The sequence below is a fragment of the Plantactinospora sp. DSM 117369 genome, assembly GCF_053764795.1.
The window spans coordinates 6,068,031-6,091,185 of record NZ_CM132446.1 but is presented as its reverse complement, the minus strand read 5'-3'; the positions used below and the strand labels follow the sequence as shown (position 1 = coordinate 6,091,185).

The following is a 23,155-nucleotide window of genomic DNA, read 5'->3' as shown; positions in this document are numbered from 1 at the left end:
GATTCGCCCTGGCTCTTGACAAGCCAGGCATCCGCATTCTTCGATGTGATCCTAGATGTGGGAGGCGGCGTGCGACATGCGGCAATGGTGACTGCGGCGTTCCTGGCCTTCGCTAGCGCGGCTGCCACGGCGGCTCCCGCCGGCGGCACACCCGCCTCGACGGCGGCCGGCCCGCTGGCGGCACCGACCGACCTGGCCGTCAGCGCGGGCGGTGAGTCGGGGGTGCTCTCGTGGCGCCAGCCGCCGGACGGGCGGGCCCGCGCCTTCCGCGTCTACGAAAGCGGAGTCGAGATCACCCGCAACACGACGACCCACGCGCCGCTCACCAACCTGGGCTTCGCGCGCACCCGCACCTACACCGTCACCGCCGTTGACGACCAGGGTCGCGAGTCGGCCCACTCCGCCCCGATCAGTCGCCACCTCGGCATCTCCGGCGTGCCGCCGACCTGCGAGCCGGGCACCCTCAGCGGCCTGGCCGCCACCGCCGTTACCGCCTCGGCCGTCACGCTGACCTGGACCCTTGACGGCGACCCGGGCACGACCGTGGTCACCGGCGGCCCCGCCGGCCCGCTCACGACCACCCAATCCGGAATCCGCGTCGGCGGCCTCAGCCCTGGCACGCCGTACACCTTCGAGGTCAGCCACTACCCCCGCTGCTCCGGCCCAGCCGTGCCGGCCATCCGGGTGGCCGTGGTGACCGCGGCCGGCACGGCCAGCACACTGGCGCCACCCGCCGACCCGGCCGTCACCGCGAGTACCGACACCACGCTCACCCTCGGGTGGCGGCCGCCGTCCACCGTAGCCACCCGCTACGCCGTCTACGAGTCCGGACGCCGCGTGGCGATCTCCACCGGCACGTCCGCGACGGTGCACGGTCTCTACCACGCCGCCGGGTACACCTTCCAGGTCACGGCATTCGACGCCCGAGGCAACGAGTCACCCGCCGTCGCGGTCGCCGGAAACACCGCCGCGTGCCAGACCCGTCCGCCGCGCCCGGCCGCTCTCACGGCCACCGCTCTGTCCGCGTCGTCGGTCCGGCTCTCCTGGGAGTACGACGCCTGGGCGAGCGGCTACACGATCCACACCGGCGACGTGGCGGTCGGCACCAGCGCCGGTACGACGACCGTGCTCAGCGGGTTACCCTCCGCCACGGCACTGCGCCTGCGGGTCATCGCCACCCTGCCTGGCACGTGCGGCCAGAGCCCGGCCAGCCCGGCGGTAGCCGTCACCACCCCGGCCGGCCCCACCGCCCGCCCCGCCCGCCCCACCGACTTCCGGGTGGCGTCCGCCAACCCGATGACCGGTGCGCTGACACTTACCTGGACCCAACCGGCAGGGGACGAACCCGCCGTCGGGTACCGGGTGTACCGCGGTGCCGAGGTCATCGCGGAGGCAACGGCCGCACCGGTGGTCGTGCTCGCCCTCCCGCAGGCAACGACCCACGTGCTCACCGTCGTCGCGGTCGACGAGCACGGGATGGAGTCCGCCCGCAGCGCCGACCTGACGGTCCGGGTGCCGTACCTGCCCCCGCCGTAGCTCGGGCCGTCCGGCCAGGACCGGGCCGGCGTTGCGACGGTGGCTGTGCCGGTGGGACGTGCGGCGTCTGCCGTGACCAGCGTGGACATGGTGGCGAGCGGTGCGAATGCTCTTCGGTTCAGGAACACGGTGCCGACCTCCCGGTTGTCGGTGGTGCGCAGTGGCGCCTGTTGCTGAGCTGCGGTTCGTCCTACCTGGCGGGGTAGGTGATGTTCGGGCGGGGCGGTGCGCTCATGCCGGCGCCGAGGAAGTAGTCGACGTGGTGTGACTGCATGTACCCCTTGAGGGTCATGGCGTTGCGGTATGCGGGGTTGTGCGCGAGTGTGTACAGCCGGGTGCCGCTGGGCTGGTCGGTGGTGAAAATGATCAGCTCGTTGTAGCTGGCGTTGGTGTAGACGGCCTCCTCACGCCAGTCGCCGAGGATGTCGCCGACGAGGGTGGGCTGCACTCCCTGGCTCGCGTTGACCGCGCCGTAGTTCCACGTGCTGACCAGCCGGGGGACGCTGCCGCTCGCGGTCGGGCTGTTCGGGTTCCATTTCTCGATCTTGCCGTCGTTGAGCAGTTCCATGGTGACGTCGCCGTCCCACCACAGCCCGAGCTGCGGCCACGGCTGTAGCGAGGTGTTCGGCTCGGCGAGCCGGTTGGTGGGCGCGTTGTAGAGGCCGGAGAAGGACCAGACCTCCATGCCGGGGAAGCGCGGGTCGATGTCGCCGGCCATGCCGCGCCCGACGTCGGCGGTGCCGGACTCGACGTGCCGCCAGATGATGGCGCCGTTGGTCGCGTCGTAGTAGTACTGGCGCAGGCCGCTGGGGTTGACCTGCTGGACGCCGTAGCCCTGCAGGCCCGGCCGGTTGGGGTCCATCTTGGCGATGTGGAAGCGGTCGCCGTGGATGATGCCCTGCGGTCCCAGCGAGTACTTCAGGGTGCCGTTGCCGCTCAGGACGAAGCCGATCTCGGCGACCTCGTCCTTGCCGTCGCCGTCGACGTCGATGATCCGGGTGTTGTGCCCGTCGGGGGTGTTCTGGTTGCCGCGCAGCCACTTCCACTGCTGGGTCAGGGACTGGCCGGTGAACCGCCAGGCGGCCATCATCAGGTTGAAGTCACCGCTACCGATCCGGTTCTTCATGAAGGCGACCAGGCTCGGGTTGACCCCGTCGAGGTGGCCGACGCCGAAGCGGGCGTACATGGGGCCGTCGGCCAGGTAGTCGGTCGGTACCGGTGCGGTGGCCCGCGGCGCTCCGGTCAGGCCGTCGAGGATGGCGATGAACTGTCGGTTGTTGTCGCTGTTGGTGAAGGTGGTGCCGTTGCCGAACCGCACACCGTTGGCGATCCGCAGCGCGACCTCGGCGCGGCCGTCGCTGTCGAGGTCGTAGACGGTGACGCCGTCGTTGTGGCCGACGTCGATGGTGGCCGAGCCACCCTCGATGTTGTCCTGGTTGGTGCTGTTCGGGCCCATGTTGACCGACCAGAGGAACTGGCCGTTGCTCCGGTACGCCTCTACGGTCTGCGGGGAGGTCTGCCGGTCGAGCACGTAGTCGTACTCGCCGTCGCCGTCGAGGTCGCCGACCCAGACGAACTTGACCGCGCCGCCGGCGCGCAGCGGTACCCGGACCACCGGTTCGGTGGCGTGGTTGGCGGTCAGCGTGAACGACCCGCTCGGCGCCTGCTCCGCACCGTCGACCACCGGACGTACGTGGTAGGTGTTCGACTGGCCCAGGTTCGCGGTGGTGTCGGTGTAGTTCGTCCCGCCGGTCAGCACCGACGGGTTGAGCTTGACGGCCGCGCCGCCGCCGGTGGAGCGGTAGACGTTGAAGCCGATCCCGGCGGGGTCGAGTCCGAGCAGCCGCCAGGAGACCAGCACCTGCGTGCTGCTCGACCGCACGGCCACCACAGCACGGCCCAGACTCTCCATCCGGCGGGCGCCAGCCGGTGGTGGGGTGGTGCCGCCGGTGGTGACGTCGAGGTAGTCGATGTTCGCCAGTCCCGCGCCGGTCGTCGCGGCGAGCCGGATGGTGTTGTTGCCGGCGTTCAGCGGCACGGTCAGCGTCCGGGTCGCCCACCGGTTGAACCCGCCGGTGCCGTCGAACGCGAACCCGGGCTGCACCAGGCCGCCGTTGACACTGATGTCCGCCGGCCGACCGGCGGCGGCGCCGTTGGCGTAGCGGATGTCCAGGGTCGCGGTGCCGGCGCTGGGCGCGTCGACGGTGAACTGGGCCGCCGCCCCGGTGGCGGCGAAGCTGTCGCAGAACCCGCTGCCGGAGTACCCGGAGTGGTTCGCGGCGATGGTGCCGTCGCAGGTGGCCGGCGCGTTCTCGGCCTCGTACCGGGCTGTCGCGGCGGCCGCGTCGAGCGCGACCACCACCCCGGCGCCGGTGAGCAGGGTTGCCGCGGCGGTCACCACGGAGAGCTTCGACAAACGTTTCATCGGTCCTCCTGAGCGGGTAGGTGGTCTCCGACCAGCGCCAGGCACTGGATCGCGGCCAGGCCGTACTGGGAACTCGCGTTCGTGGAGACGAAACTGGCCTCGTCGACGGGTTTCAGCACGGCCGGCGCCTCGATGCGGACGGAGCGCCAGTCGAGATTGCGTGGGTAGCCGGCGTGGCCGGTGTGGAACTCCTGCCAGGCGCGGGCGGCCAGCGCCGGGTTGCCGGTCCTGGCGGCGGCATAGGCGGTGAGCCGGGCATGGGCCTGGCGCAGGTTGAGGTTGCCGAACGACTGCCCGGTCTCGGCGATCTGCTCGGCGGCCGTGCCGTTGTAGAGCCGGCAGTACTGCAACCAGGCGTCGGTGAAGTCCGGCAGGCCGAGCAGGTCGACGAGTTCGCTGCACATCTCGACCAGGCCGAACACCGCGCCGAGCGAGCCCACGCTCACCTTCGGCGCGCCGATCGCGAACAGCCCGGTGTCCAGGTCGTAGAGGCCGTCGCCCTGGATGAACCCGTTGGGTTGGGCGGCGATCGAGCGGGCGGTGTTGACCAGCTTGGTCCGGGCGATCGGGTCGCCGCCGCGCTCCCACTCGGTGAGCCAGGCCGCGGCGAGGCCGCTCCAGTCGGTGCCGAACCCGATCCCCAGCGCGTGCGGGTCCGGCTGGTACGGCTCGGTGCGGATCTTGCGGATCGGGTCCAGGGCCAGGAACGTGCGGTCGGCGTCGACGAGGTCCCGCATCAGGTCGCCGGTCCGCTCGTCGGCGGTGAGGAAATAGTAGAAACGCCGGTACGCGGCGCTGCTGATCCGCAGCTGCTTGGCGCTGTCGGCCCAGTGCAGCACCCCGTGCCGGGTGCCGAGGTCGCGGTACGTGCCGAGGTGGTAGACGTCGACCTCGCCGGTGTGCCGGGTCATCGCCTCGGCGAACCGGAACACGTCGGCCCGACCGGAGCGCAGGTACTGGTACCACAGCCACAGGTCGGGGGAGAGCTCCGAGTTGGCCCAGGCGTACCCGCCGACGTCGTACCGCCACACGTGCCGGTCCGGGTCGTAGCTGTGCATGATGTCGCCGTAGTTCCAGAATCCGTACCAGGAACGCTGGTCCACCTGGTCACGGTGGAAGTCGAAGAGGAAGTCGAGCCGGTCCTCGATCTCCCGCCGCGCCGGGGTACTCCGGTCGACCAGGCTCCAGTCGCCGAAGACGCCGGCCGCGTGCAGGTGCGCCGGCGGGGCGACGACCAGCGGCGGGGTGCGGACAGCCGCGGCCAGCTCGGCGAACCGCTCGGCCGACGGCGTGCGGTCGAGCGCCCAGAAGGACAGCTCGGTGGTGCGCGCTATCCCGTACGGGCTGCCGAAGCCGGGCTCGTAGTCCTCGTACGTGATCTCCAGCCCTTCGAGCTGCTCCGGGTAGCTGTCCTGGCCCATCCCGTCGTGGTAGAAGCGCAGGTCCATCGGGGTGGCATCGGGCGACCAGAGCCAGACGGTGACCTCGGCGGTGTCCCCGGCCGCGCCCCGGATGTCGAGCTGGGTCGGGTGCAGCTGCCAGAAGTCCTTCATGCCGAACGCGAGACCGCCGGAGACACCGCCGACGTAGCCGAGGCCGCTGGCGCGCCGGCCGGTGTCGACCTGCACCCAGCCGTGCCCGGCCCGGGTGCGTTTGCGGATGTCGAAGCAGCCGTCGGAGAGCTGCCGCAGGCTGTAGTCGCCCCAGGCCGGCACGAGGTGCAGCCGGTTGGTCACCCGGGTGTCCCAGGTGGAGACGTCGGGGGTGCGCTCTCCGGCGATCTGCGCCTGCCGTACCGCCGCACCCGGGTCGCGGCGCAGGCCGGTGATGCCCCGGACGGCCTCGCCGAGCACCCCAGCCAGCTCCTCGGTCCGCTCCATGCCCTCCCCGGCGAACCGCACGTGCCGGTCGTGCGGCTGGTCGGTCATCGGCACCTGGAAGCGGACGCCGAGACCGCTGATGAAGTCCTTGCGCTCGTCGCCGTCGAAGACGAAGCTGTGCACCATCCGGATGCCGTCGCTGCCGGCGTAGAGGTACAGCCGGATGGTGAACGGCAGCCATTCGCGGCGGCCCCGGTCGGCGCGGTGCCGGCCGTCGACCCGCACCACCGCCCGCACCGGGCCGCGTTGCTCGACGGTCACCGCGCGGATGTCGCTGGTGAACCGCTCCTGGCGCACGGTGCCCGCCTCCTGGTCCCCGGGGCCGTCCTTGCGCAGGCAGACGAGCGTGCCGTTCGCCGCGACGGTGCGGTCGGCGCGGACGATCGAGGGCACCAGCACCCGACCGCGACGGGCGATCCGGCAGCGGACGACGCCGGTGTCCACCTCGATCACCCTGGCGGTCTCGGTGACCCGCAACGGAGTCTCCGGCGCGGCCGGCTGGCCGGGCCGCAGCAGGTAGTCCGCGGCCGGCGGGACGCCGGTGCCGATCGCGTGAGCGGTCCACTTCACCGTGCCGTCCGGCCAGAACCCGATCGGCCAGGACTGCACGGGTACGGCCGTACCAGCGGCGGTGGTCAGGGAGAGCTCCCGGCCGCGGGGGAGGGCGCCGCGGGGCCAGGGCACGCCCCAGGTGGCGCCGACGAGAGCGCGGGGTGTGCTGCCGTCGAGCCAGCGCAGCGGCACGCCGGCGTCGACGCTGGGGGAGGGGACGGCCTCCGGACGCACCGGCGCGGTCCGGGTCTGGGCTGCGGCTGGTCGGGCGCCGGGGATCTGGGCTGCGACGCCGGCCATCGCGACGCCCATCAGCAGGCTACGTCTGGGCAGTTGGGGCATAGCGCACTCCACTTCGGGGGATCGCGGCTCGGAGGCTCGCTGTGGAAACGCTTACTATTGCGTGCACGTAACCAGAGAGTTGCATCAATGTCAACGGCGAGATTGGTGCATGAGAGCGCTGCTGGAGCGTCGTTGATCACCGCCGTGGCGGTGATATATGCTCCTCCGCATCGTGACAAACGCTTTAACCCCGTTCCCACCTGTCGATGGCTGGCTCTCGCCCTTCACCGGGTGGACCCGGGCGCACTGGGAAGCCGCCGCCGACCACCTGCTCGACGCGGTGGTGCCCTATGCCGTGCCGGGCTTCGCCCAGGTGCGCCTACCCGGCCGGCCGAGCGGCGCCGGCCTGTCCAGCGACGGACTGGAGGGGTACGCCCGGACGTTCCTGCTCGCCGGGTTCCGGATCGCCGGCGCCGGCGGCGACGTGCCGGCGGCCCTCGTCGAGCGGTACGCGGACGGCCTCGCCCACGGCACCGACCCGGCACACCGGTACGCGTGGCCGGCCCCGGGCGACTGTTCCCAACACCTCGTGGAGGCGGCCTCGATCGCGATCGCCCTGCACGAGACCCGGCCGTGGCTGTTCGACCGGCTCGACACGAGGGTGCAGCAACGGGTCGTTGACTGGCTGGCCGGCGTCGCCGGCAAGCGGACCTGGCAGAGCAACTGGGTGCTGTTCCCGGTGATGGTCCAGCAGTTCCTGGCCAACGTCGGCGCGCCGCACGACCCGGCCGGGATCGACGCCGGCCTGGAGCGGATCGAGCAGTGGTACGTCGGGGACGGCTGGTACACCGACGGCGCCGGGCAGTGCTTCGACTACTACGCGGGCTGGGCGATGCAGCTCTATCCGCTGATGTGGGCCCGGATGTCCGGTGACCGGGAACGGGGCGACCGGTACCGGGAGCGGCTGCGCCTCTTCCTGGCGCAGTACCAGCACATGTTCGCCCGCGACGGCGCCCCGGTGCACCAGGGCCGCTCGCTGTGCTACCGCTTCGCCAGCGTCGCCCCGCTCTGGCTGGGTGAGCTGACCGACGCCAGCCCGCTGCCGGCCGGTCGTACCCGCCGGATCGCCAGCGGCGTGCTGCGGCACTTCCACGAGCGGGGCGTGCCGGACGAGCGGGGGCTGCTCGACCTCGGCTGGTACGAGCGGTTCCTGCCGTGCACCCAGCACTACTCCGGGCCGGCGTCGCCGTACTGGGCCAGCAAGGCGTTCCTCGGGCTGCTGCTGCCCGCCGACCATCCGGCGTGGACGGTGCGCGAGGCCGCCGCCCCGATCGACGAGGCTGACCACACCGTCGCGATGCCCGCCCCCGGCTGGCTGCTGCACGCCACCGGCCACGACGGGATCGTCCGGCTGGTCAACCACGGCAGCGACCGGGCCCGCCACCTCGCCGCCAACGGGTTGGAGGACCCGCACTACACCCGCTTCGGGTACGCCTCGCACGCCGCCCCGGAGACCGGTGCGGAGGCCCGCACCCGGGCGGTGGACGGGCACCTCGCCGTCGTCGCGCCGGACGGCACGATATCCCGCCGCCGCCGCATCGAACCGATCGCCGCCTACGACCGGTTCGCCGCCTCCGCGTACTCCGACGACCTGCCGGGCGGCCCGGTACGGGTGCAGACGGCGTCGGTCGTGCGCGGGCCGTGGGAGCTGCGGGTGCACCGGGTGACCGCGCCGCCGGGCCACTCGGTGCGCGACGGCGGGTACGCGCTGGCCGGTGCCCGCCCGCCGGCCGTCGACACCGGGCCGGGGTGGGCCCGGGTGCGGCGGCCGGACGGCCTTGCCAGCGTCGCGATCGCGCGGTACGGGTTGCGGGATGCCGCCGTGGCCCGCGCGCTGGACGCGAACGCGTACGGGGTCTGCTCCGCCACCCCGTACCTGACGGCGCCGGACCATCCCGGCGGGAGCGCGGTCTACGTCTGCATGGTCGCGCTCACCGGCGACCGCGTCGACCCGGTCGCGGTCGCCGAGTCGGTCACCGTGCTGGTCGACGGCGACCGGGTGGCGGTGACGTTCCCGGACGGGGAGCGCGTCGAGGTGACCCTCGGCGCCGAGCCCGGGTACACCCGCCTGCCCGCCGGCGGCGGCGCGCCCGTGCGATGGCCGGCGGGTTGACACGGCCGCACGTTTCTGTAACCGTTTTCCGGAACAGTTGCACGGGATGGGGGACGATGGCACGGCGGGCGGCTGAACCTGTGGGCGGTCGGCGGCGCTCCACGATCCGCGAGGTCGCCGACCGGGCCGGCGTGTCGGTCGCGACCGTCTCCCGGATCCTCAGCGGCAGCTACCCGGCCGCGCCGGCGACCCGGGCCCGGGTCATGCGGGCGGTCAAGGAACTTGACTACGTGGCCAACGCGCACGCCCGCGCCCTGGCCGGTACGCCCAGCAAGAGCGTCGCCATCGTGCTCAACTCGGTGATCTCGCCGCACTACGCGCACGTCGCCCAGGGGGTGGAGACGCAGGCCGCCGCCGAGGGTCGGCTGTGCCTGATCGGTACCACCGGCGGTGACCCGGAGCGCGAACTGGCGATGGTGAAGTTCATGCGGGAGCAGCACGCCGAGGCGGTGATCCTGGTCGGCAACGTGGTGGCCGACGACAGGTACCGGGAGCGGATGAGCCAGTACGCGCACGCCCTGGCCGCGATCGGCTCCCGGCTGGTGCTGTGCGGCCGGCCTCCGCTCGGCCCGGACGTGCCCGCGGTGATGGTGGAGTACGACAACGCCGGCGGCGCCTTCGCGGCCACCAGCCACCTGCTCTCCGCAGGGCACGAGCGGATCCTCTTCGTCGGCCGCCGTCCCGGCTACACCACCGCCGACGGGCGGCTGGCCGGCTACCGGCGGGCGCTGGACGCGCACCGCGTGCCGCACGACCCGGGGCTGGAGGTCGAGGGCACGATGGAGTGGCACGAGGGCTACCGGATGATGAAGGAGCGGCTCGCCGCCGGCCCGCCGGACTTCACCGCCGTCTTCTGCCTCAACGACCTCATCGCCGGCGGTGCGCACAAGGCGCTGGCCGAGCACGGGCTGCGGGTGCCCGACGACGTGTCGATGGTCGGCTTCGACGACCTGCCACCCTCGCTCGACCTCGGCCTGACCACCGTGCACCTGCCGCACGAGGAGGTGGGGCGCACCGCCGTGCGGCTCGCGCTGGAGCACGAGGCGCGCGGCGGCACACCACCACACGTCACTCTCGGCACGCACCTGGTCGTGCGCGACTCGGTCCGCCCCCGCTTCCGGTAGCGCCGCCGACGGTCACCGCGCCGCCGCGTACTCGACGGCCAGCTCCTCGGCGACCTTGTCGCCGCCGGCCTGGCGCCACTGGGTGACCGCGTCCGTCCAGGCGGAGACCGGCCTGCGGCCGAACACGATCGCCGAGACCGCGTCGCCGACGATCCGGTTCAGCTCGGCGCCCTTACTGCTCACGGCCGCCGATCGCAGGCCGACCTCCGGGTTGGCGACGCTCGTCGGCAGGACCTCCTTCTCCCACTCGTAGGCGGCCCGAGCCGCTTCGGGGAATCCGGGGAGGTACAGCACCGCGGGCGCCACACCGAGGTACTTGACCGGCAGGTTGGTGCTGTTCTCCACCTTGTACAGCTCGGTGGTCCTGATGCCGCCGGCGTCCTTCGTGTGGTGCACGCCCTCGACGCCGTAGTTGGCCAGCTCGAACTCGGCGGTGCCGAACGGCGCGCTGAGGTAGTTGGTGATCCGTAGCAGCATCCTGACCCGGTCGGTGCTGGCCTTCTTGAAGGTGACGTAGCCGAAGAGGCTGTTGCCGCGCCAGGGCGTCGGGTTCGGCCCGTACGGGCGGCCGAGGTCGAACTCGAACCGGCGGTCGATCTTGGAGATGTTCGACAACGCCACGGTGCCGAACCCGTCGGTGATCGACACGACGGTGCCGTTGTACCAGAACGTCTGCAGGTCGGTGGCGCTCAGCGTCAGGGTGTCCGGATGGTAAGCCCCGGCCTCGGCGAGCCGGCGCATCACGCCCAGCGCCTCCGCGAACTGCGGCGTGGTCAGCGTACTGACGAACGTCCCGTCGTCGACCCGCCAGCCGTTGGGGGCGCCCATCGAGCCGGCGTGGTAGGTGACCGCGCCGAGGCCGCCGAACAGCGACTTGGAACCGGCGATACCCCATCGCCGGCCACCGGTGACCTTCGTCGTCGCGGCGACGTACCCCTCGACGTCCCAGTCCTTCGGCACGCCGGCCTGGTGCAGCGCGGTGCGGTTGACGAACAGGCTGTTTCCGGGCACGGGCCGCTCCAGCGGGACGCCGTAGATCCGGCCGTTGATCCGGCCCATGCCCTGCCAGGTGCGGGTCGGGATGTTGGCCAGGTTGGGGTAGTCCCTGACCGCGTCGCCGCCGACCAGGTCGGAGAGGTCGGCGCACCGGGCCTGGATGAACTCGGCCGCGCGGGGCAGCGTCAGGTTGGTGAACATGATGATGTCCGGCAGGTCGTCGCCGGAGGCCATCAGGGTGGTCATCTTCTGGCCGTACTCGGCGTCCGGGACGACGATGATCTTCAGATTGACGTTCAGTGCCTTGTTGATCGCCTGCCAGTACCGGTTGGCCTCCACCGGCCTGGGCGGGGCGCCGTACGTGACGACCAGCGCGGTGACGTCGGAGCCGTCGCCGACGGTGTCGCTGACCGACCGGACCACCTGCTTCGGGTAGGTCAGGTACAGCGGCTGCACGCCGGTCTCGTCGCCGGGCGCGTCCGGCGGCGGGCCGGCGAACGGCAGGTACGCGGGCCAGGGCGCGAGGTCCTTGCCGGCGTTGCCGACGTCACCACCGGAGCCGTCGCCGCAGCCGACGAGCAGTGGGCCGGTGGTCCCGGCGAGCGCGCCGACGCCGGCCAGCTTCAGCACCGACCGCCGGGTAGCGTGAACAGTCATGACGTCCGTCCTCTCAGGAGGGTGGAGATCAGGCTTTGAGGGCTCCGGTGAGTACGCCCTTGACGAAATACCGCTGTAGGAACGGGTACACGCAGACGATCGGTGCGGTGGCGAGCACGACCACGGCCATCTGCGTCGACTGTGGCGCGGCGACCGCGGAGGCTTCGCCGGTGATGTCGGCCCCGCTGGTCACGTACTGCCGCAGCACGGTGCCGATCGGCCACTTCGACTGGTTGTTGAAGTAGATGATGGCCTCGAAGAAGCGGTTCCAGTACGCGACCGCGTAAAACAGTCCGACGACCGCCAGCACCGCCTTGGACAGCGGCAGCACCACCCGCCACAGCACCGCCCAGTCGCCGGCACCGTCGATGCGGGCCGCCTCCAGCAGCTCGGCCGGGATCGACTGGAAGAACCCCCGCATCACCACCAGGTTGAAGACGTTCACCAGGAACGGCAGGATCAGCGCCGCGTACTGGTCGAAGAGCCCGGTGGTACGCACCACCAAGAACAGCGGGATCATCCCGGGCGGGAACAGGAACGTGAAGAGCACCAGCAGCAGCATCGGCCGGCCGCCGTACAGGCCGGGGCGGCTCAGCGCGTAGGCCAGGAAGACCGTGCAGGTCAGGCTCAGTGCCGTGCCGATCACGGTGACGCCCGCACTGACCAGCAGCGCCCGCGTCACGATGCCACCGTCGAGGATCTCCGCGTACGCGTCGAAGCTGACCCGCTGTGGCCAGACCACCCAGCCGCCGTTGGCGATCACGTCCTGCGGCGCGGCCAGGCTCGTGGCCACAACCGTCCACATCGGAAACAAGACGAGCAGCACGACGACGGCGAGGGCGGCCGCCTTGGCGATCCGGATTCCCGGCCCCGGCCGGCCCTGCCAAGCGGGATAGCCCGCCTGCCTGCCCCGAGTCACGGCCTTCATCGGTGGTACACCCCCTGCTCGCCGAGCCGGTGCGCGACCTTGTTGGCGGTGTAGACGAGAGCCACCCCGATGACACCCTTGAACAGGCCGGCGGCGGCCGCGTACCCGAACTCGCCGTTGGCGAAGCCGGTGAAGTAGACGAACGTGTCGAGTACCTCGCCGGCCTCTGGGCCGACCGCCTGCCGCTGCAGGAAGAACTGCTCGAAGCCGACGTCGAGGAATTCGCCGAGCCGCAGTACCAGCAGCAGCACCAGCACGGGGCGGATGCCGGGCAGCGTCACGTGCCACAGCCGCCGCCACCAGCCGGCACCGTCCAGCGCCGACGCCTCGTACTGCTGCTCGTCCACCTGTGACAGCGCGGCCAGGAAGATGATCGTCGCCCAGCCGCACTCCTTCCAGATCAGCTGCGCGACCACCAGCGGTCGGTAGGTGTCCGGGTTGCCCATCACGTGGACCGGGCCGAGACCCAGCTCGCCCAGCCATCCGTTGAGCACGCCCGCGCCGCCCAGCATGTGCTGGAAGAGGGCCAGGACGATCACCCAGGAGAGGAAGTGCGGCAGGTAGACGACGCTCTGCACGAACCGCTTGACAGTGCTGCCCACCAGGCTGTGCAGCAGCAGCGCCAGGGCGAGCGGAGCGGGGAAGAAGAAGACGAGTTGCAGCGCGGCGATAACCAGCGTGTTGCGGACGGCGTTCCAGAACTCGGGGTCGCCGACCATCTGCCGAACGTTGTCCAGCCCGACCCACTGGCTGTCCGCCAGCCCGAGGAACGGCACGTAGTCGACGAAGGCGAGCGTGTTGCCGAACAGCGCCCCATAGTGGAAGACCAGGAAGTACGCCACACCCGGCGCCATGAGCAGCAAGAGGACCAGGTCGCGCCGGATCCGCTGGCGATGACCGATCCGGCGTCGGGCGCTGGCGGCGGTGGCGCCCTCGGAATCCCGGATCTCCGACGGCCGCCCGGTCTCGATGGCACTCACCCGGCGGCCTCCCATCATCACGATCGTCATGTGACCGAAACAAGGTGGCACGAAGATAAAGCGTTTACCTAGGTGAGTCAACCCATGGACCTCCTGCCCTCCGTTTGCCTAGGCTTCTTGCTAAGTAACCGTTTACACACCTGCCAGTTCAGGAGACCGACCCGTGCTGGACCGCCCTGCCGCCGCCCTCGCCATGCAGACCTGGGCGCTGCCCGCCCTCTTTCCCCCGGCTCTGCTGCAGCGGCTGCGGACGCTGGTCCGACTGGCACCGGACCCGGTTCTCACGTCGTTCGACACGCCAGCGGCCCGGGCCGCGCTGGGCGAGGTCGAGGTCCTCGTCACCGGTTGGGGCTGCCCGCCCATCGACGAGCAGGTGCTCGTGGCCACGCCCCGGCTGCGCGCCGTCGTACACGCCGCCGGCTCGGTAAAGGCGCACGTCACTCCGGCGGTCTTCGTGCGCGGCGTCACGGTCTCCTCGGCCGCGCAGGCCAATGCCGTACCGGTCGCCGAGTACACCGTGGCAGCCATCGTCTTCGCCGCCAAGCGGGCCCTCGTCCGGGCCCACTGGTACGCCCACGACCGTGCCGGCGGCGATTGGCGCTCCGGCGCCGGCACCGGGTTGTACGGGCGGACGGTCGGGGTCATCGGTGCGTCCCGGATCGGCCGGCTGGTCCTGGAGCGGCTCCGCGCCTTCGACGTCGCGCCGCTGCTCGCCGACCCGTACCTGAGCAGGGCCGAGGCGCGGCAGCTCGGCGCCGAACTCGTCGACACCGACGAGCTGTGCCGCCGCAGCGACGTGGTAACCATCCACGCGCCCGCGCTGCCGGAGACCCGCCACCTGCTCGACGCCCGGCGACTCGGCCTGCTCCCGGACGGCGCGACGGTCGTCAACACCGCCCGCGGCTCCCTCGTGGACACGGCGGCGCTCACCGACCACTGCGGCAGCGGCCGGATCGACGCCGTGCTCGACGTCACCGACCCGGAGCCGCTGCCGGCGGACCACCCGCTCCTGCGCCTGCCGAACGTCCTGGTCACCCCCCACCTGGCCGGGTCACAGGGGCACGAACTCGGGCGCCTTGGCGAGTACGCGGTGGCCGAGGTGGCACGCCTGGTCAACGGCCAGCCGCTGGACGGGCGGGTACGAGGCGGCGACCTGCATCGGATCGCCTGATCCGGGGCCCGCAGTCGGCGCCCGCGCGTACGACGTTCGCTCGTCCCAGGTGCGATGCCCGAGCTCGGTGCACTGCGGTCCCGTCCCGGCCTCCGGGAGCACGCATCGTCGAGTCGAGTCGAGTCGAGTGTCTGCTAGCCGGTGGCGACCCGGTAGTGGGGCTCGATGTGGTTCAGGAAGAACTCCCGGATGTCCTCGGCGAGCAGCTCCGGTACCTCCATCGCGGCGAAGTGGCCGCCGCGCTCGAATTCCGACCAGTGCCTGATGTCGTACAGTCGCTCGGCCAGCGGTCGCACCGAGAGCGTGATGTCGTGCGCGAACACCGCCACGCCAACCGGTACCGGGCACGGCTCGATTCGCCGCGGGGTGTCCCGGTGCAACCGCGCCGAGGAGGCCGCGGTGGCGGTCAGCCAGTACAGCGAGATGTTGGTGAGCATCCGCTCGTCACTGATCTGCGAGCGGGGGTCGGTCCACTGTGCGAAGCGCTCGGCGATCCAGGCCAGCTGGCCGACCGGCGAGTCGGTCAGCGCGTAGCCGATGGTCTGTGGAGTGCTGGCCTGTAACGCCTGGTACGGCGGGCGGTTCGCTATCAGTTGCCGGATCTTGTCCAGCCGGGCCTCATCCGTCTTGGACAGTTCGACGTCGACGTCCGGTACCGGCCGGGTCGGCAGGTAGTTGACGTGCACCCCGACGACCTGCTCGGGCGCTACCGCGCCGAGCGCCGTCGAGATGCCCGAACCGAAGTCGCCACCCTGCGCGCCATACCGTTCGTATCCGAGACGGTGCATGAGCTCGGCCCAGGCGCGTGCGATCCGGACGACGTCCCAGCCGCGCTCGTGGGTCGGGCCGGAGAAGCCGTAACCCGGGATGGACGGAATCACCAGGTGGAAGTCGCGCGACAGCGGCTCGATCACGTCGAGGAACTCCAGGAACGAACCGGGCCAGCCGTGGGTGAGGATCAGCGCGAGCGCGTCCGGTTTCGAGGACCGGACGTGGACGAAGTGGATGTTCTGGCCGTCGATCTCTGTGCTGAAGTGCGGAAGCTCGTTGAGCTTGGCCTCGTGCTCGCGCCAGTCGTACCCGGTGCGCCAGTATTCGACCAGTTCCTTGAGCCGCGCCAACGGGAAGCCGTAGTCCCACCCGGCGCCGGCGACCTCGTTGGGCCAACGGGTGCGGGAGAGCCGGTCGGTCAGGTCGTCGAGGTCGGCCTGGGGGATGTCGATGCGGAACGGCTTGATCATGCGCTCAGCTCCAGGGGTTTCGTTCGCCTATTAAACATTTGGGCCACTAACGTTCGCCTCGCTAACGATATCACTGTCATTAGTTCTCCGAACGGTTCGTTAGACTCGTCACATGGAGAACCCGTCCGAGGAGGCGCCCGCCAGGTGGGAGAGCCTGCCCAGCTGGCTGCTCACCCAGACGGGCAACCACGCGCACCGCCTGGTGGCCGAGGGGTTCTCGTCGGTCGGCGCCCGCGGTTACCACTACCGCCTGCTGGCGACGCTGGAGGAGTTCGGCCCTGCCAGCCAGGCCGCGCTGGGCCGCCGTAGCGGCATCCACCTCAGCGACATGGTCGCGACGATCAACGAGCTCGCCGATCGCAACCTGGTCGAGCGCGCCCCGGACCCCTCCGATCGGCGGCGCAACATCATCTCGCTGACCGCGACGGGCAAGCGGCAGCTGCGGCGGCTGGAGAAGCGGCTCGCCGAATGCCAGGACGAACTGCTGGCCCCGCTGTCACCCGAGGAGCGAGCGCGGTTGACCGAGCTGCTGTCCCGGCTGTTGGGCCACCACGACCGGCGAACCGGCATCGCCGACGAGTCGCGGCGCTGACGGCCAATCAGCGGGTCGCGCTGAGCACCACCAAGCCGAGACACGCCAGTACCACCAGCAGGATCGCCGCGCCCTGGATCGCTCTCCTCCGCGCACGCCGCCCGCGCTCCTCCTGCCACATCCGGCGCTGTGACTCCCGGCCCTGTTCGGTGTCGCGGCGCCAGTCCGGTTCGAGCACCGCCGTACCCTCGGCAATCGCGTCGGCGACCCGCTGCACGTCCTCGGCGCGGTACTCGGTCCAGGTCGTCGTGCCGTACGTGCCGGTCGCCTGCGCCTGGGTGGTGCCAACCCCGTTGGCCCGGATCACGGCGTCGTAGCGCCAGACGACCGGCCAGGCGAGCGCGACCTCCTCGGCGCTGAGGTAGCCGTCGGTGGCGTAGTAGCGACCGCGGCGCCGCCGGGCGATCAGGTCCGCCACCGGCACCGGCTCGGGGATCTCCACCGTCACGAGCCCTCCCGGGGAGTCACGATGGAACCACCCTGCCGCACCCCTACCGCTCTCACAAGGCGCGGGGCCCGGTAGGCCGGGTCTGCCGCGGTGACGGCGCCGGCCGGCACGAGGGCGGCTTGAGCGGCGGCCACCGGCGACGACGACCTCGCCCAGGACTACCGGCGACGGATCCTGGCCGCTTGGCACCGATAGCATCGAGGCCGCGGATCATGCCCGAGGGGCGGCCACCCGACGACAGGAGATGATTCCGATGGCGCAGTACCTGATGTCCGTGCTCGACGACACGACCAACTCCGCCAGCGCGGAGGAGATGGTCGCGATCAACGCCTTCAACGAGCAGATCCAGGCCGAGGGCTACTGGGTCTTCGCCGGCGGCCTCGCGTCGCCCAGTACGGCCACCGTCGTCGACGGCCGGGACGGGGAGGCGGTGTTCACGGACGGGCCCTACCTGGAGTCGAAGGAGTACATCGGCGGCTTCTGGATCATCGAGGCCCCCGACCTCGACGTGGCGCTCCGGCTCGCCGCCCTGGGGTCGAAGCACTGCAACCGGAGGGTCGAGCTCCGGCCGTTCCTGGGTGCATGACCGACGTCGACGAGGTGATCGCCCGGACCCACCGCGAGGAGTGGGCCCGGGTAGTCGCGACCCTGGCCAGGCGGTTCGGGGACCTCGACATCGCCGAGGAGATGGCCGCCGAGGCGTTCGCGACCGCCGTCGAGCGCTGGCCGGCCGACGGCGTCCCGCCGAATCCCGGCGCGTGGCTCACCACCACCGCCCACCGCAAGGCCATCGACCGGATCCGACGTGAGGCCAGGCGCGAGGAAAAGCACAGGGAAGCGCTGATGCTCTCCGGCACCCCCGAGCCGATCGGCGCCATCGACGACGACCGGCTCCGCCTCGTCTTCACCTGTTGCCACCCCACGCTCGCCATGGAGGCGCGGGTTGCGCTGACCCTGCGGATGGTCGGCGGGCTCACCGTGCCCGAGATCGCCCGCGCCTTCCTGGTCCAGGAGACCGCCATGGGCCAGCGGATCACCCGCGCGAAGGCGAAGATCAAGGCGGCCAAGATCCCTTATCGCGTGCCGTCACATGCGGACCTGCCGGCCCGGGGCACCGGAGTGCTCGCCGTCCTCTATCTGATCTTCAACGAGGGCTACCTGGCCTCGGACCCCGAGAAGGAGGCGGTCCGTGGCGACCTGACCGCCGAGGCGATCCGGCTGACCCGGCTGGTCCGTGAGCTGATGCCGGCGGACGGCGAGGTCGCCGGACTCCTGGCGCTGATGCTCCTGACCGAGGCCCGCCGGGCCGCGCGGGTGTCGGCGAGCGGTGAGCTCGTCACCCTCGACGAGCAGGACCGCGGCGCCTGGGACCGCGAGCTGATCGCCGAGGGCCACGCCCTGGTCCGCGCGCGCCTAGCCTCCGGCGAGGCGCCGGGGCGCTACCAGATCCTCGCCGCGATCAACGCCGTCCACACCGACGCCCGCGACGTCCGGGACACCGACTGGTCGCAGGTCGTCGCGCTCTACGACCAGCTGGTCCGCCTCGAACCCTCGCCGATCGTACGGCTCAACCGGGCGATCGCGGTCGCCCAGCTCGACGGCCCGGAGGTCGCGCTGGCGGAGGTTGACGGTCTGCCGTTGGAGGGCTACCACGCCTTCCACGCCACCCGCGCCAACCTGCTGCGCCGGCTGGGATGCGGCGACGAGTCTCGGGCGGCGTACGACCGGGCCATCGCGCTGGCCGGCAACACCGCCGAGACGGCGTACCTCATCCGTCGCCGTGACCAGTTGGCCGGCCCCTGAGCCGCACCCACCCCGGTCACCGCCTCGACCGCATACCCCGGTATCCCGGCCGCCGGTGCCGACCCTGCCCCGGTTGGGACCGCCCGTCGCTGCGCTGAACTGGTCGCCGTCGCCTGGGCCGCCCCGGTCCGGCCGAGCCGGCCCGACCGGCGTCATCCGCCGTACGGCCGGTCCGGCGTCCTGTCCCACTCGAACGCCTCGTCATCGGTCCAGCCGAACCCGGTGAAGATCCGGTCCGGCCGCCCCAGTTGCAGCGCGCCGACGAACTCGCCGAGGTCGAAGGACCAGTCGAGCAGGGCGCAGGCGGCGGCCTCGGCGACCGAGGTCAGCGACTCGTCCGTCGGGCCGAGCCGCTCCCGGGTGTCCCGGGCGAGCAGCGCGGCGGCGACCAGCGGCACCAGCAGCGCGGTACGCCCCCGGGAGTGCCGCAGTCCGGGCAGCGCCGCCATCGCGGCAAGCACCAGCACCCCGGTCCGGTTCAGCTTGGGCCGGCCCCGCTTCGGGTGGACGTCGAGCAACCACTGCCCGGACCGCCCGTAGGTGACCAGTCGCCGGCTCACCGCGCCGAGTGAGTCGGTGCTGCCCTTGTCGTGTACGACCACCGCCGCCGGGTCGCAGGCGATCGTCCAGCCCGCTTCGGTGAGTCGGATTCCCAGGTCGACGTCCTCGCCGCCGACGACGGTCAACGGGCGTTCGGCGAAGCCGCCGACGGACTGGAACGCGCTCTTGCGCACCGCCAGGTTGCAGGTCGTGGCCCAGGCGACCCGACGGCACTGTCCGGGCCACTCGAACGCGGCGTTGAGCAGCCGGGAGCGGCGCATCACCCGGAAGACGGTGGTGTCCGCTCCCTGCAGGTAGGTCGGTCCGGCGACCGCGCCGACTTCCGGCGGGGCGGTCCGCAGGGTCTTCAGGTGCCGCTGCAACAGATCCGGGGTGGCCAGGCAGTCCGAGTCGATGAAGAGCACCAGGTCGTACCTTGCCAGCCGTACCCCCAGGTTGCGCTTCGCGCCGACGTACCGGGGCCCGAGGACGTACGTCGCACCGTGTTCCGTGCAGTGTGCCCGGTGCAGTCGGGCGTCGGCGGGGGTCGAGTCGTCCACCAGCAGGACCTGCACCGGCTCCGGGCAGTACGCGACGGCGTCGCGCAGGCTGGCCAGCAGTGCCCGGGTCTGGAGGACCCGCCCCTTGACCGGTACGACGACCGATAGACCGCGTTCCGTCACCTCGGCACCCCACTTCGCTGGCCGGAGGCCGCCCCGGCCCCCATGCTCCGGATCACCGTGTCCAGGGCGTCCATCACCTCTGCCACGGGTACGGGCACCAGGGGACGCCCGTCCTCGCCCCGGACCGGTCGGCCCGGGCCGTCGAGCAGTATCATCAGCACCTCGTCCGGTGCGCAGTCGGCGTACCCGCGTTTGTTGTCGGCGGTCAGCGCGCGCAGCACGGCCGCCCGGTCGAGCCGGCGGAACCGGTCGCCGGCCTCCGGCAGCCCGAGCAGTGCCGTCAGCCGGTGGTGCTCCTGCACGGTGTCCCGGTCCAGCCCGTGGATCCGGCGGCCCAGTTCGGCCGCGACCAGCATCCCCCAGGCGACCGCCTCGCCGTGCCCGATCGCGCCGGCCGAGGCGAACTCGACGGCGTGCCCGACGGTGTGGCCGTACTCGAAGACCACGGCCGGGCCCCGCTCGTGCGGATCGCCGGTCAGGTACGGCTGCTTGGCCTCGATCCCGATCTCCAGCAGGTCGCGCAGCGCGGCCATGGGCCGGTGCCGCAGGTCGGCCATGGCCCGGACGAACCGCGCCCGCTGATTGGGCACCGCGACCAGGATGTTCTTCGCCATCTCGGCGAGGCCGGTGTGCAGGTTGCCCTGCGGCACGGTGCTCAGCCAGCGCAGGTCGCAGGCGATCAGCGAGGGCGGGAAGTAGGCACCGCAGAGGTTCTTGCCGGCCGGCAGGTTGACCCCCTGCTTGAGCGAGATCACCGCGTCGAACGCCGCGACCGGGGTGGTCGGGGCGTGCACCAGCCGGGTGCCCCGGTAGAGCAGCGCGGCGGCGAGTCCGGCGACGTTGCCGACGGTCCCGCCGCCCATCGCCAGGATCGCCGAGCGCCGGGTGAGTTTCCGTTCGGTGGCGTACTCCAGGATGGCCTGCACCGAGAAGAGCGTCTTGTGTGCCTCGACCGCGTCCAGGGTGAACGTCTCCACCCGCAGATGCCGGGCGAGCGGGGCGGTCAGCCGGCCCGCGTGGTCCTTCACCTGCCGGTCGGCGACCACCAGCACCGCGTCGGCGTCGGCGAGCCGGGCTGCCACCGTGTCGACCAGGTCCGGTAGGCAGTCGGCGCCGTACCGGTAGGGGACCTGGATGTCGCCGAAGACCAGATCGCGCTCGGTCAGCTCCATCAGGCACCGGTCTTTTGGACACTCAGTGACCGAGAATTTCCGGAAAGATGGCCGGCCGGTAGCCGCTTTCGTATCGGCCGGAGGGTATCTGTCGCGATCTGGTTGGGCAAGGTCAAGGTCGGGCCCTCCCCGGGTGAAATGCCACCACAACCAGCCGGACGGGGTGGCCTCAGGACCGTCGGCGTCAGATTAGATCAGCAAAGATCGATCAGCAACCCTTCCGGAAAGTATTCGCAACGACCGGCGGGGCTTTCAGGATCGGTGGTCATTCGACCAGCGACCGGTAGTCGATCTTTCCGTTCGGGCGTCGTGGCAGCCGGTCGATCGCCGTGGCCACCACGCCCAGCCGGTGCAGCCCGAGCCGCCCGGTCACCGTGCTGACCACCGCCGCCAGCCGCTCCCGGTCGGCCTCCTCGCAGAAGATCTGGATCCGGTCCCCGGCCGGTACGGCGGCGGCGGGGACGATCTCCGCGACCAGGTGCTCGACGGCGTCGAGGTTCACCCGGACCCCGAACGCCTTGCCGATCCGACCCAGCCGACCGGAGAGCCACAGGTAGCCGTCGTCGTCGAGCCGACCGGTGTCGCCGGTGCGCAGTGTGCCGCCCAGGTCGTCGCCCCGGCCGAGATCCTCGGCGGTTTCGGCGTACCCCAGCATCACGCCCGGCCCGTGCACCAGCACCTCGCCGCTGCCCGGATCGCCCAGCCCGGCGGGATCCGGCTCGATCGACAGCCGGGTCCCCGGCAGCGGCGGGCCGACCGAACCGATCTTGGCCGGCAACTGCTCCGGTGGCAGTACGCAGATCCGCGGCCCGGCCTCGGTCTGGCCGTACATCACGTACAGCCGGCCGCCGTGTGCCGCCATCGCGGTGGAGAACCGGGTGACCAGTTCGGTGCAGAGCCGACCGCCGGCGGCGCTGAGCACCCGGACGGTGGGGTGGCGTTCCGGGCTCCACGGCTTACGGACCAGCAGTTCGTAGGTGTGCGGCACGCCGGCCAGCGAGGTGACGCCGTACCGGTCGACGTCCTGCCAGAACCCCTGGTCGAGTACGCCCCGCCGGTCCAGCACCACCGTCGCGCCGGCGAGCAGGTGGCTGTGCAGCACGCTGAGCCCGTAGGAGTAGAACAACGGCAGGGTGGTGACGGCGACGTCGTCCGGGCCGATCCCGAGGGCGGTGCCGATCGACCGGGTGTTGGCCAGTACCCCGGCCGTCGACAGCCGGACCAGCCGAGGCCGGCCGGTCGATCCCGAGGTACCGAGCAGCAGGCCGAGCTGGTGGTGCGGCGGGACCTCCGGTCCGCCCCGCCGGACCCAGCTCGGCCCGAGACCGGCCGGCTCCACCATCCGGTAGCCCGGTGGCGGCCCGGCGGCCGCTCCGGGTACGCCGGGTGCCGCCAGCGCGTCCAACCCCAGTACGGCGGCGGGGGCGAACCGGTCGACCAGGTCCCGTACCGAGCCGGCGCCGATGCCCGCCCCCCAGACGACGGCCGGCCGGTGGGCCCGCAACACGCCCAGATAGCGCAGCACCGGGCGGAGTTCGTTCGGCAGCACACAGACCACGGCGCCCGGTGGAATCGGGTCGAGGGCCCGCACCACGGCGTCGAGCGCGGCGTCGAGTCGGGCTCCGGTCAGCGTCTCACCGGTGGCCGCGTCGATCAGCCGCGCGCCCGGTGCCGGCAGCGGGATCATCGACCGAAAAGTACCCGGTACTTTCGGATGTGGCCAGGCCCCCGCCCGCCCCTCGATCGAGGACCGTCCGCCCGCGGGACCGGCCGCTTCCGACCGGCGGGGCCGACCGTCGGTTGTGGCGTGCGGGCCCGGTTGGATCGGGGCGGAGCTGCGGTGGCGGGCCATCCGCCGGCGGTTGCCCATGTTCGATATCGAAGCCGGCTGCTATGTTGTGATCGACGCTGATCATCCGCACCGGCTTCCGGAACATCTTCGGTACATGGCTCCGATGATGACCGCCGGCCT

Annotated in this window: 17 protein-coding genes; 7 read left to right on the top strand and 10 right to left on the bottom strand. The window is 71.6% G+C overall.

Annotation, left to right across the window (positions count from 1 at the left end):
• Positions 1–69 precede the first annotated feature (69 nt).
• Positions 70–1,536, top strand: coding sequence for a fibronectin type III domain-containing protein (locus ACSMXO_RS26110; RefSeq protein WP_455414181.1), 1,467 nt, complete (start codon positions 70–72; stop codon positions 1,534–1,536).
• A gap of 190 nt (positions 1,537–1,726) precedes the next feature.
• Here the strand turns inward: ACSMXO_RS26110 and ACSMXO_RS26105 are convergent, their stop codons facing one another.
• Together ACSMXO_RS26105 and ACSMXO_RS26100 are read right to left on the bottom strand one after the other, a co-directional pair.
• Positions 1,727–3,961: a rhamnogalacturonan lyase family protein gene (locus ACSMXO_RS26105; RefSeq protein ID WP_455414180.1), complete on the bottom strand. Its 2,235-nt coding sequence runs from the start codon at positions 3,959–3,961 to the stop codon at positions 1,727–1,729.
• The gene (locus ACSMXO_RS26100; protein ID WP_455414179.1) at positions 3,958–6,735 is read right to left on the bottom strand and encodes an exo-rhamnogalacturonan lyase family protein; all 2,778 of its coding nucleotides are present in this window, start codon (positions 6,733–6,735) and stop codon (positions 3,958–3,960) included. Before ACSMXO_RS26100 ends, ACSMXO_RS26105 begins: the two co-directional genes overlap by 4 nt.
• Before the next feature lie 172 nt (positions 6,736–6,907).
• On the opposite strand from ACSMXO_RS26100, the gene ACSMXO_RS26095 reads away from it, so the two are divergent.
• Both ACSMXO_RS26095 and ACSMXO_RS26090 read left to right on the top strand, forming a co-directional pair.
• Positions 6,908–8,848, top strand: a complete 1,941-nt coding sequence (locus ACSMXO_RS26095) for a DUF2264 domain-containing protein (protein ID WP_455414178.1) — start codon at positions 6,908–6,910, stop codon at positions 8,846–8,848.
• Positions 8,849–8,904: 56 nt separating this feature from the next.
• Positions 8,905–9,972: a LacI family DNA-binding transcriptional regulator gene (locus tag ACSMXO_RS26090; protein WP_455414177.1), complete on the top strand. Its 1,068-nt coding sequence runs from the start codon at positions 8,905–8,907 to the stop codon at positions 9,970–9,972.
• A gap of 12 nt (positions 9,973–9,984) precedes the next feature.
• Here the strand turns inward: ACSMXO_RS26090 and ACSMXO_RS26085 are convergent, their stop codons facing one another.
• The 3 genes from ACSMXO_RS26085 to ACSMXO_RS26075 are packed head-to-tail and all read right to left on the bottom strand — an operon-like array spanning position 9,985 to position 13,533.
• The gene (locus tag ACSMXO_RS26085) at positions 9,985–11,625 is read right to left on the bottom strand and encodes an extracellular solute-binding protein (protein WP_455414176.1); all 1,641 of its coding nucleotides are present in this window, start codon (positions 11,623–11,625) and stop codon (positions 9,985–9,987) included.
• Between the two features lie 28 nt (positions 11,626–11,653).
• Positions 11,654–12,553, bottom strand: coding sequence for a carbohydrate ABC transporter permease (locus tag ACSMXO_RS26080; protein WP_455414175.1), 900 nt, complete (start codon positions 12,551–12,553; stop codon positions 11,654–11,656).
• Complete coding sequence (locus tag ACSMXO_RS26075; RefSeq protein WP_455414174.1) at positions 12,550–13,533, bottom strand: ABC transporter permease; 984 nt, start codon at positions 13,531–13,533, stop codon at positions 12,550–12,552. The genes ACSMXO_RS26080 and ACSMXO_RS26075 overlap by 4 nt, the downstream gene beginning before the upstream one ends.
• 163 nt (positions 13,534–13,696) lie before the next feature.
• On the opposite strand from ACSMXO_RS26075, the gene ACSMXO_RS26070 reads away from it, so the two are divergent.
• The gene (locus tag ACSMXO_RS26070; protein ID WP_455414173.1) at positions 13,697–14,704 is read left to right on the top strand and encodes a hydroxyacid dehydrogenase; all 1,008 of its coding nucleotides are present in this window, start codon (positions 13,697–13,699) and stop codon (positions 14,702–14,704) included.
• Between the two features lie 134 nt (positions 14,705–14,838).
• Here ACSMXO_RS26070 and ACSMXO_RS26065 read toward each other — a convergent pair whose 3' ends face one another.
• The gene (locus ACSMXO_RS26065) at positions 14,839–15,945 is read right to left on the bottom strand and encodes an epoxide hydrolase family protein (protein WP_455414172.1); all 1,107 of its coding nucleotides are present in this window, start codon (positions 15,943–15,945) and stop codon (positions 14,839–14,841) included.
• Between the two features lie 112 nt (positions 15,946–16,057).
• Between ACSMXO_RS26065 and ACSMXO_RS26060 the strand changes: the two genes are divergently transcribed.
• The gene (locus ACSMXO_RS26060) at positions 16,058–16,537 is read left to right on the top strand and encodes a MarR family winged helix-turn-helix transcriptional regulator (protein ID WP_455414171.1); all 480 of its coding nucleotides are present in this window, start codon (positions 16,058–16,060) and stop codon (positions 16,535–16,537) included.
• Between the two features lie 7 nt (positions 16,538–16,544).
• Here ACSMXO_RS26060 and ACSMXO_RS26055 read toward each other — a convergent pair whose 3' ends face one another.
• A complete protein-coding gene (locus ACSMXO_RS26055) occupies positions 16,545–16,985 on the bottom strand; it encodes a hypothetical protein (RefSeq protein WP_455414170.1) in 441 nt (146 codons plus the stop codon).
• A 253-nt stretch (positions 16,986–17,238) separates the two neighbouring features.
• Here ACSMXO_RS26055 and ACSMXO_RS26050 point away from each other — a divergent pair, with 253 nt between their 5' ends.
• Both ACSMXO_RS26050 and ACSMXO_RS26045 read left to right on the top strand, forming a co-directional pair.
• Complete coding sequence (locus tag ACSMXO_RS26050) at positions 17,239–17,571, top strand: YciI family protein (protein ID WP_455414169.1); 333 nt, start codon at positions 17,239–17,241, stop codon at positions 17,569–17,571.
• Positions 17,568–18,788, top strand: coding sequence for an RNA polymerase sigma factor (locus tag ACSMXO_RS26045; protein ID WP_455414168.1), 1,221 nt, complete (start codon positions 17,568–17,570; stop codon positions 18,786–18,788). Before ACSMXO_RS26050 ends, ACSMXO_RS26045 begins: the two co-directional genes overlap by 4 nt.
• A 152-nt stretch (positions 18,789–18,940) precedes the next feature.
• Here the strand turns inward: ACSMXO_RS26045 and ACSMXO_RS26040 are convergent, their stop codons facing one another.
• The 3 genes from ACSMXO_RS26040 to ACSMXO_RS26030 all read right to left on the bottom strand — a co-directional run bounded on the left by ACSMXO_RS26040 (position 18,941) and on the right by ACSMXO_RS26030 (position 22,870).
• On the bottom strand, positions 18,941–20,011 hold the full coding sequence (locus ACSMXO_RS26040) for a glycosyltransferase family 2 protein (RefSeq protein WP_455414167.1): 1,071 nt from the start codon (positions 20,009–20,011) through the stop codon (positions 18,941–18,943).
• Positions 20,008–21,183 carry a 3-dehydroquinate synthase family protein gene (locus tag ACSMXO_RS26035; protein ID WP_455414166.1) on the bottom strand — a complete coding sequence of 392 codons (1,176 nt, stop codon included), beginning with the start codon at positions 21,181–21,183 and terminating at the stop codon, positions 20,008–20,010. The genes ACSMXO_RS26040 and ACSMXO_RS26035 overlap by 4 nt, the downstream gene beginning before the upstream one ends.
• A 265-nt stretch (positions 21,184–21,448) precedes the next feature.
• Complete coding sequence (locus tag ACSMXO_RS26030) at positions 21,449–22,870, bottom strand: AMP-binding protein (protein ID WP_455414165.1); 1,422 nt, start codon at positions 22,868–22,870, stop codon at positions 21,449–21,451.
• Positions 22,871–23,155 lie beyond the last annotated feature (285 nt).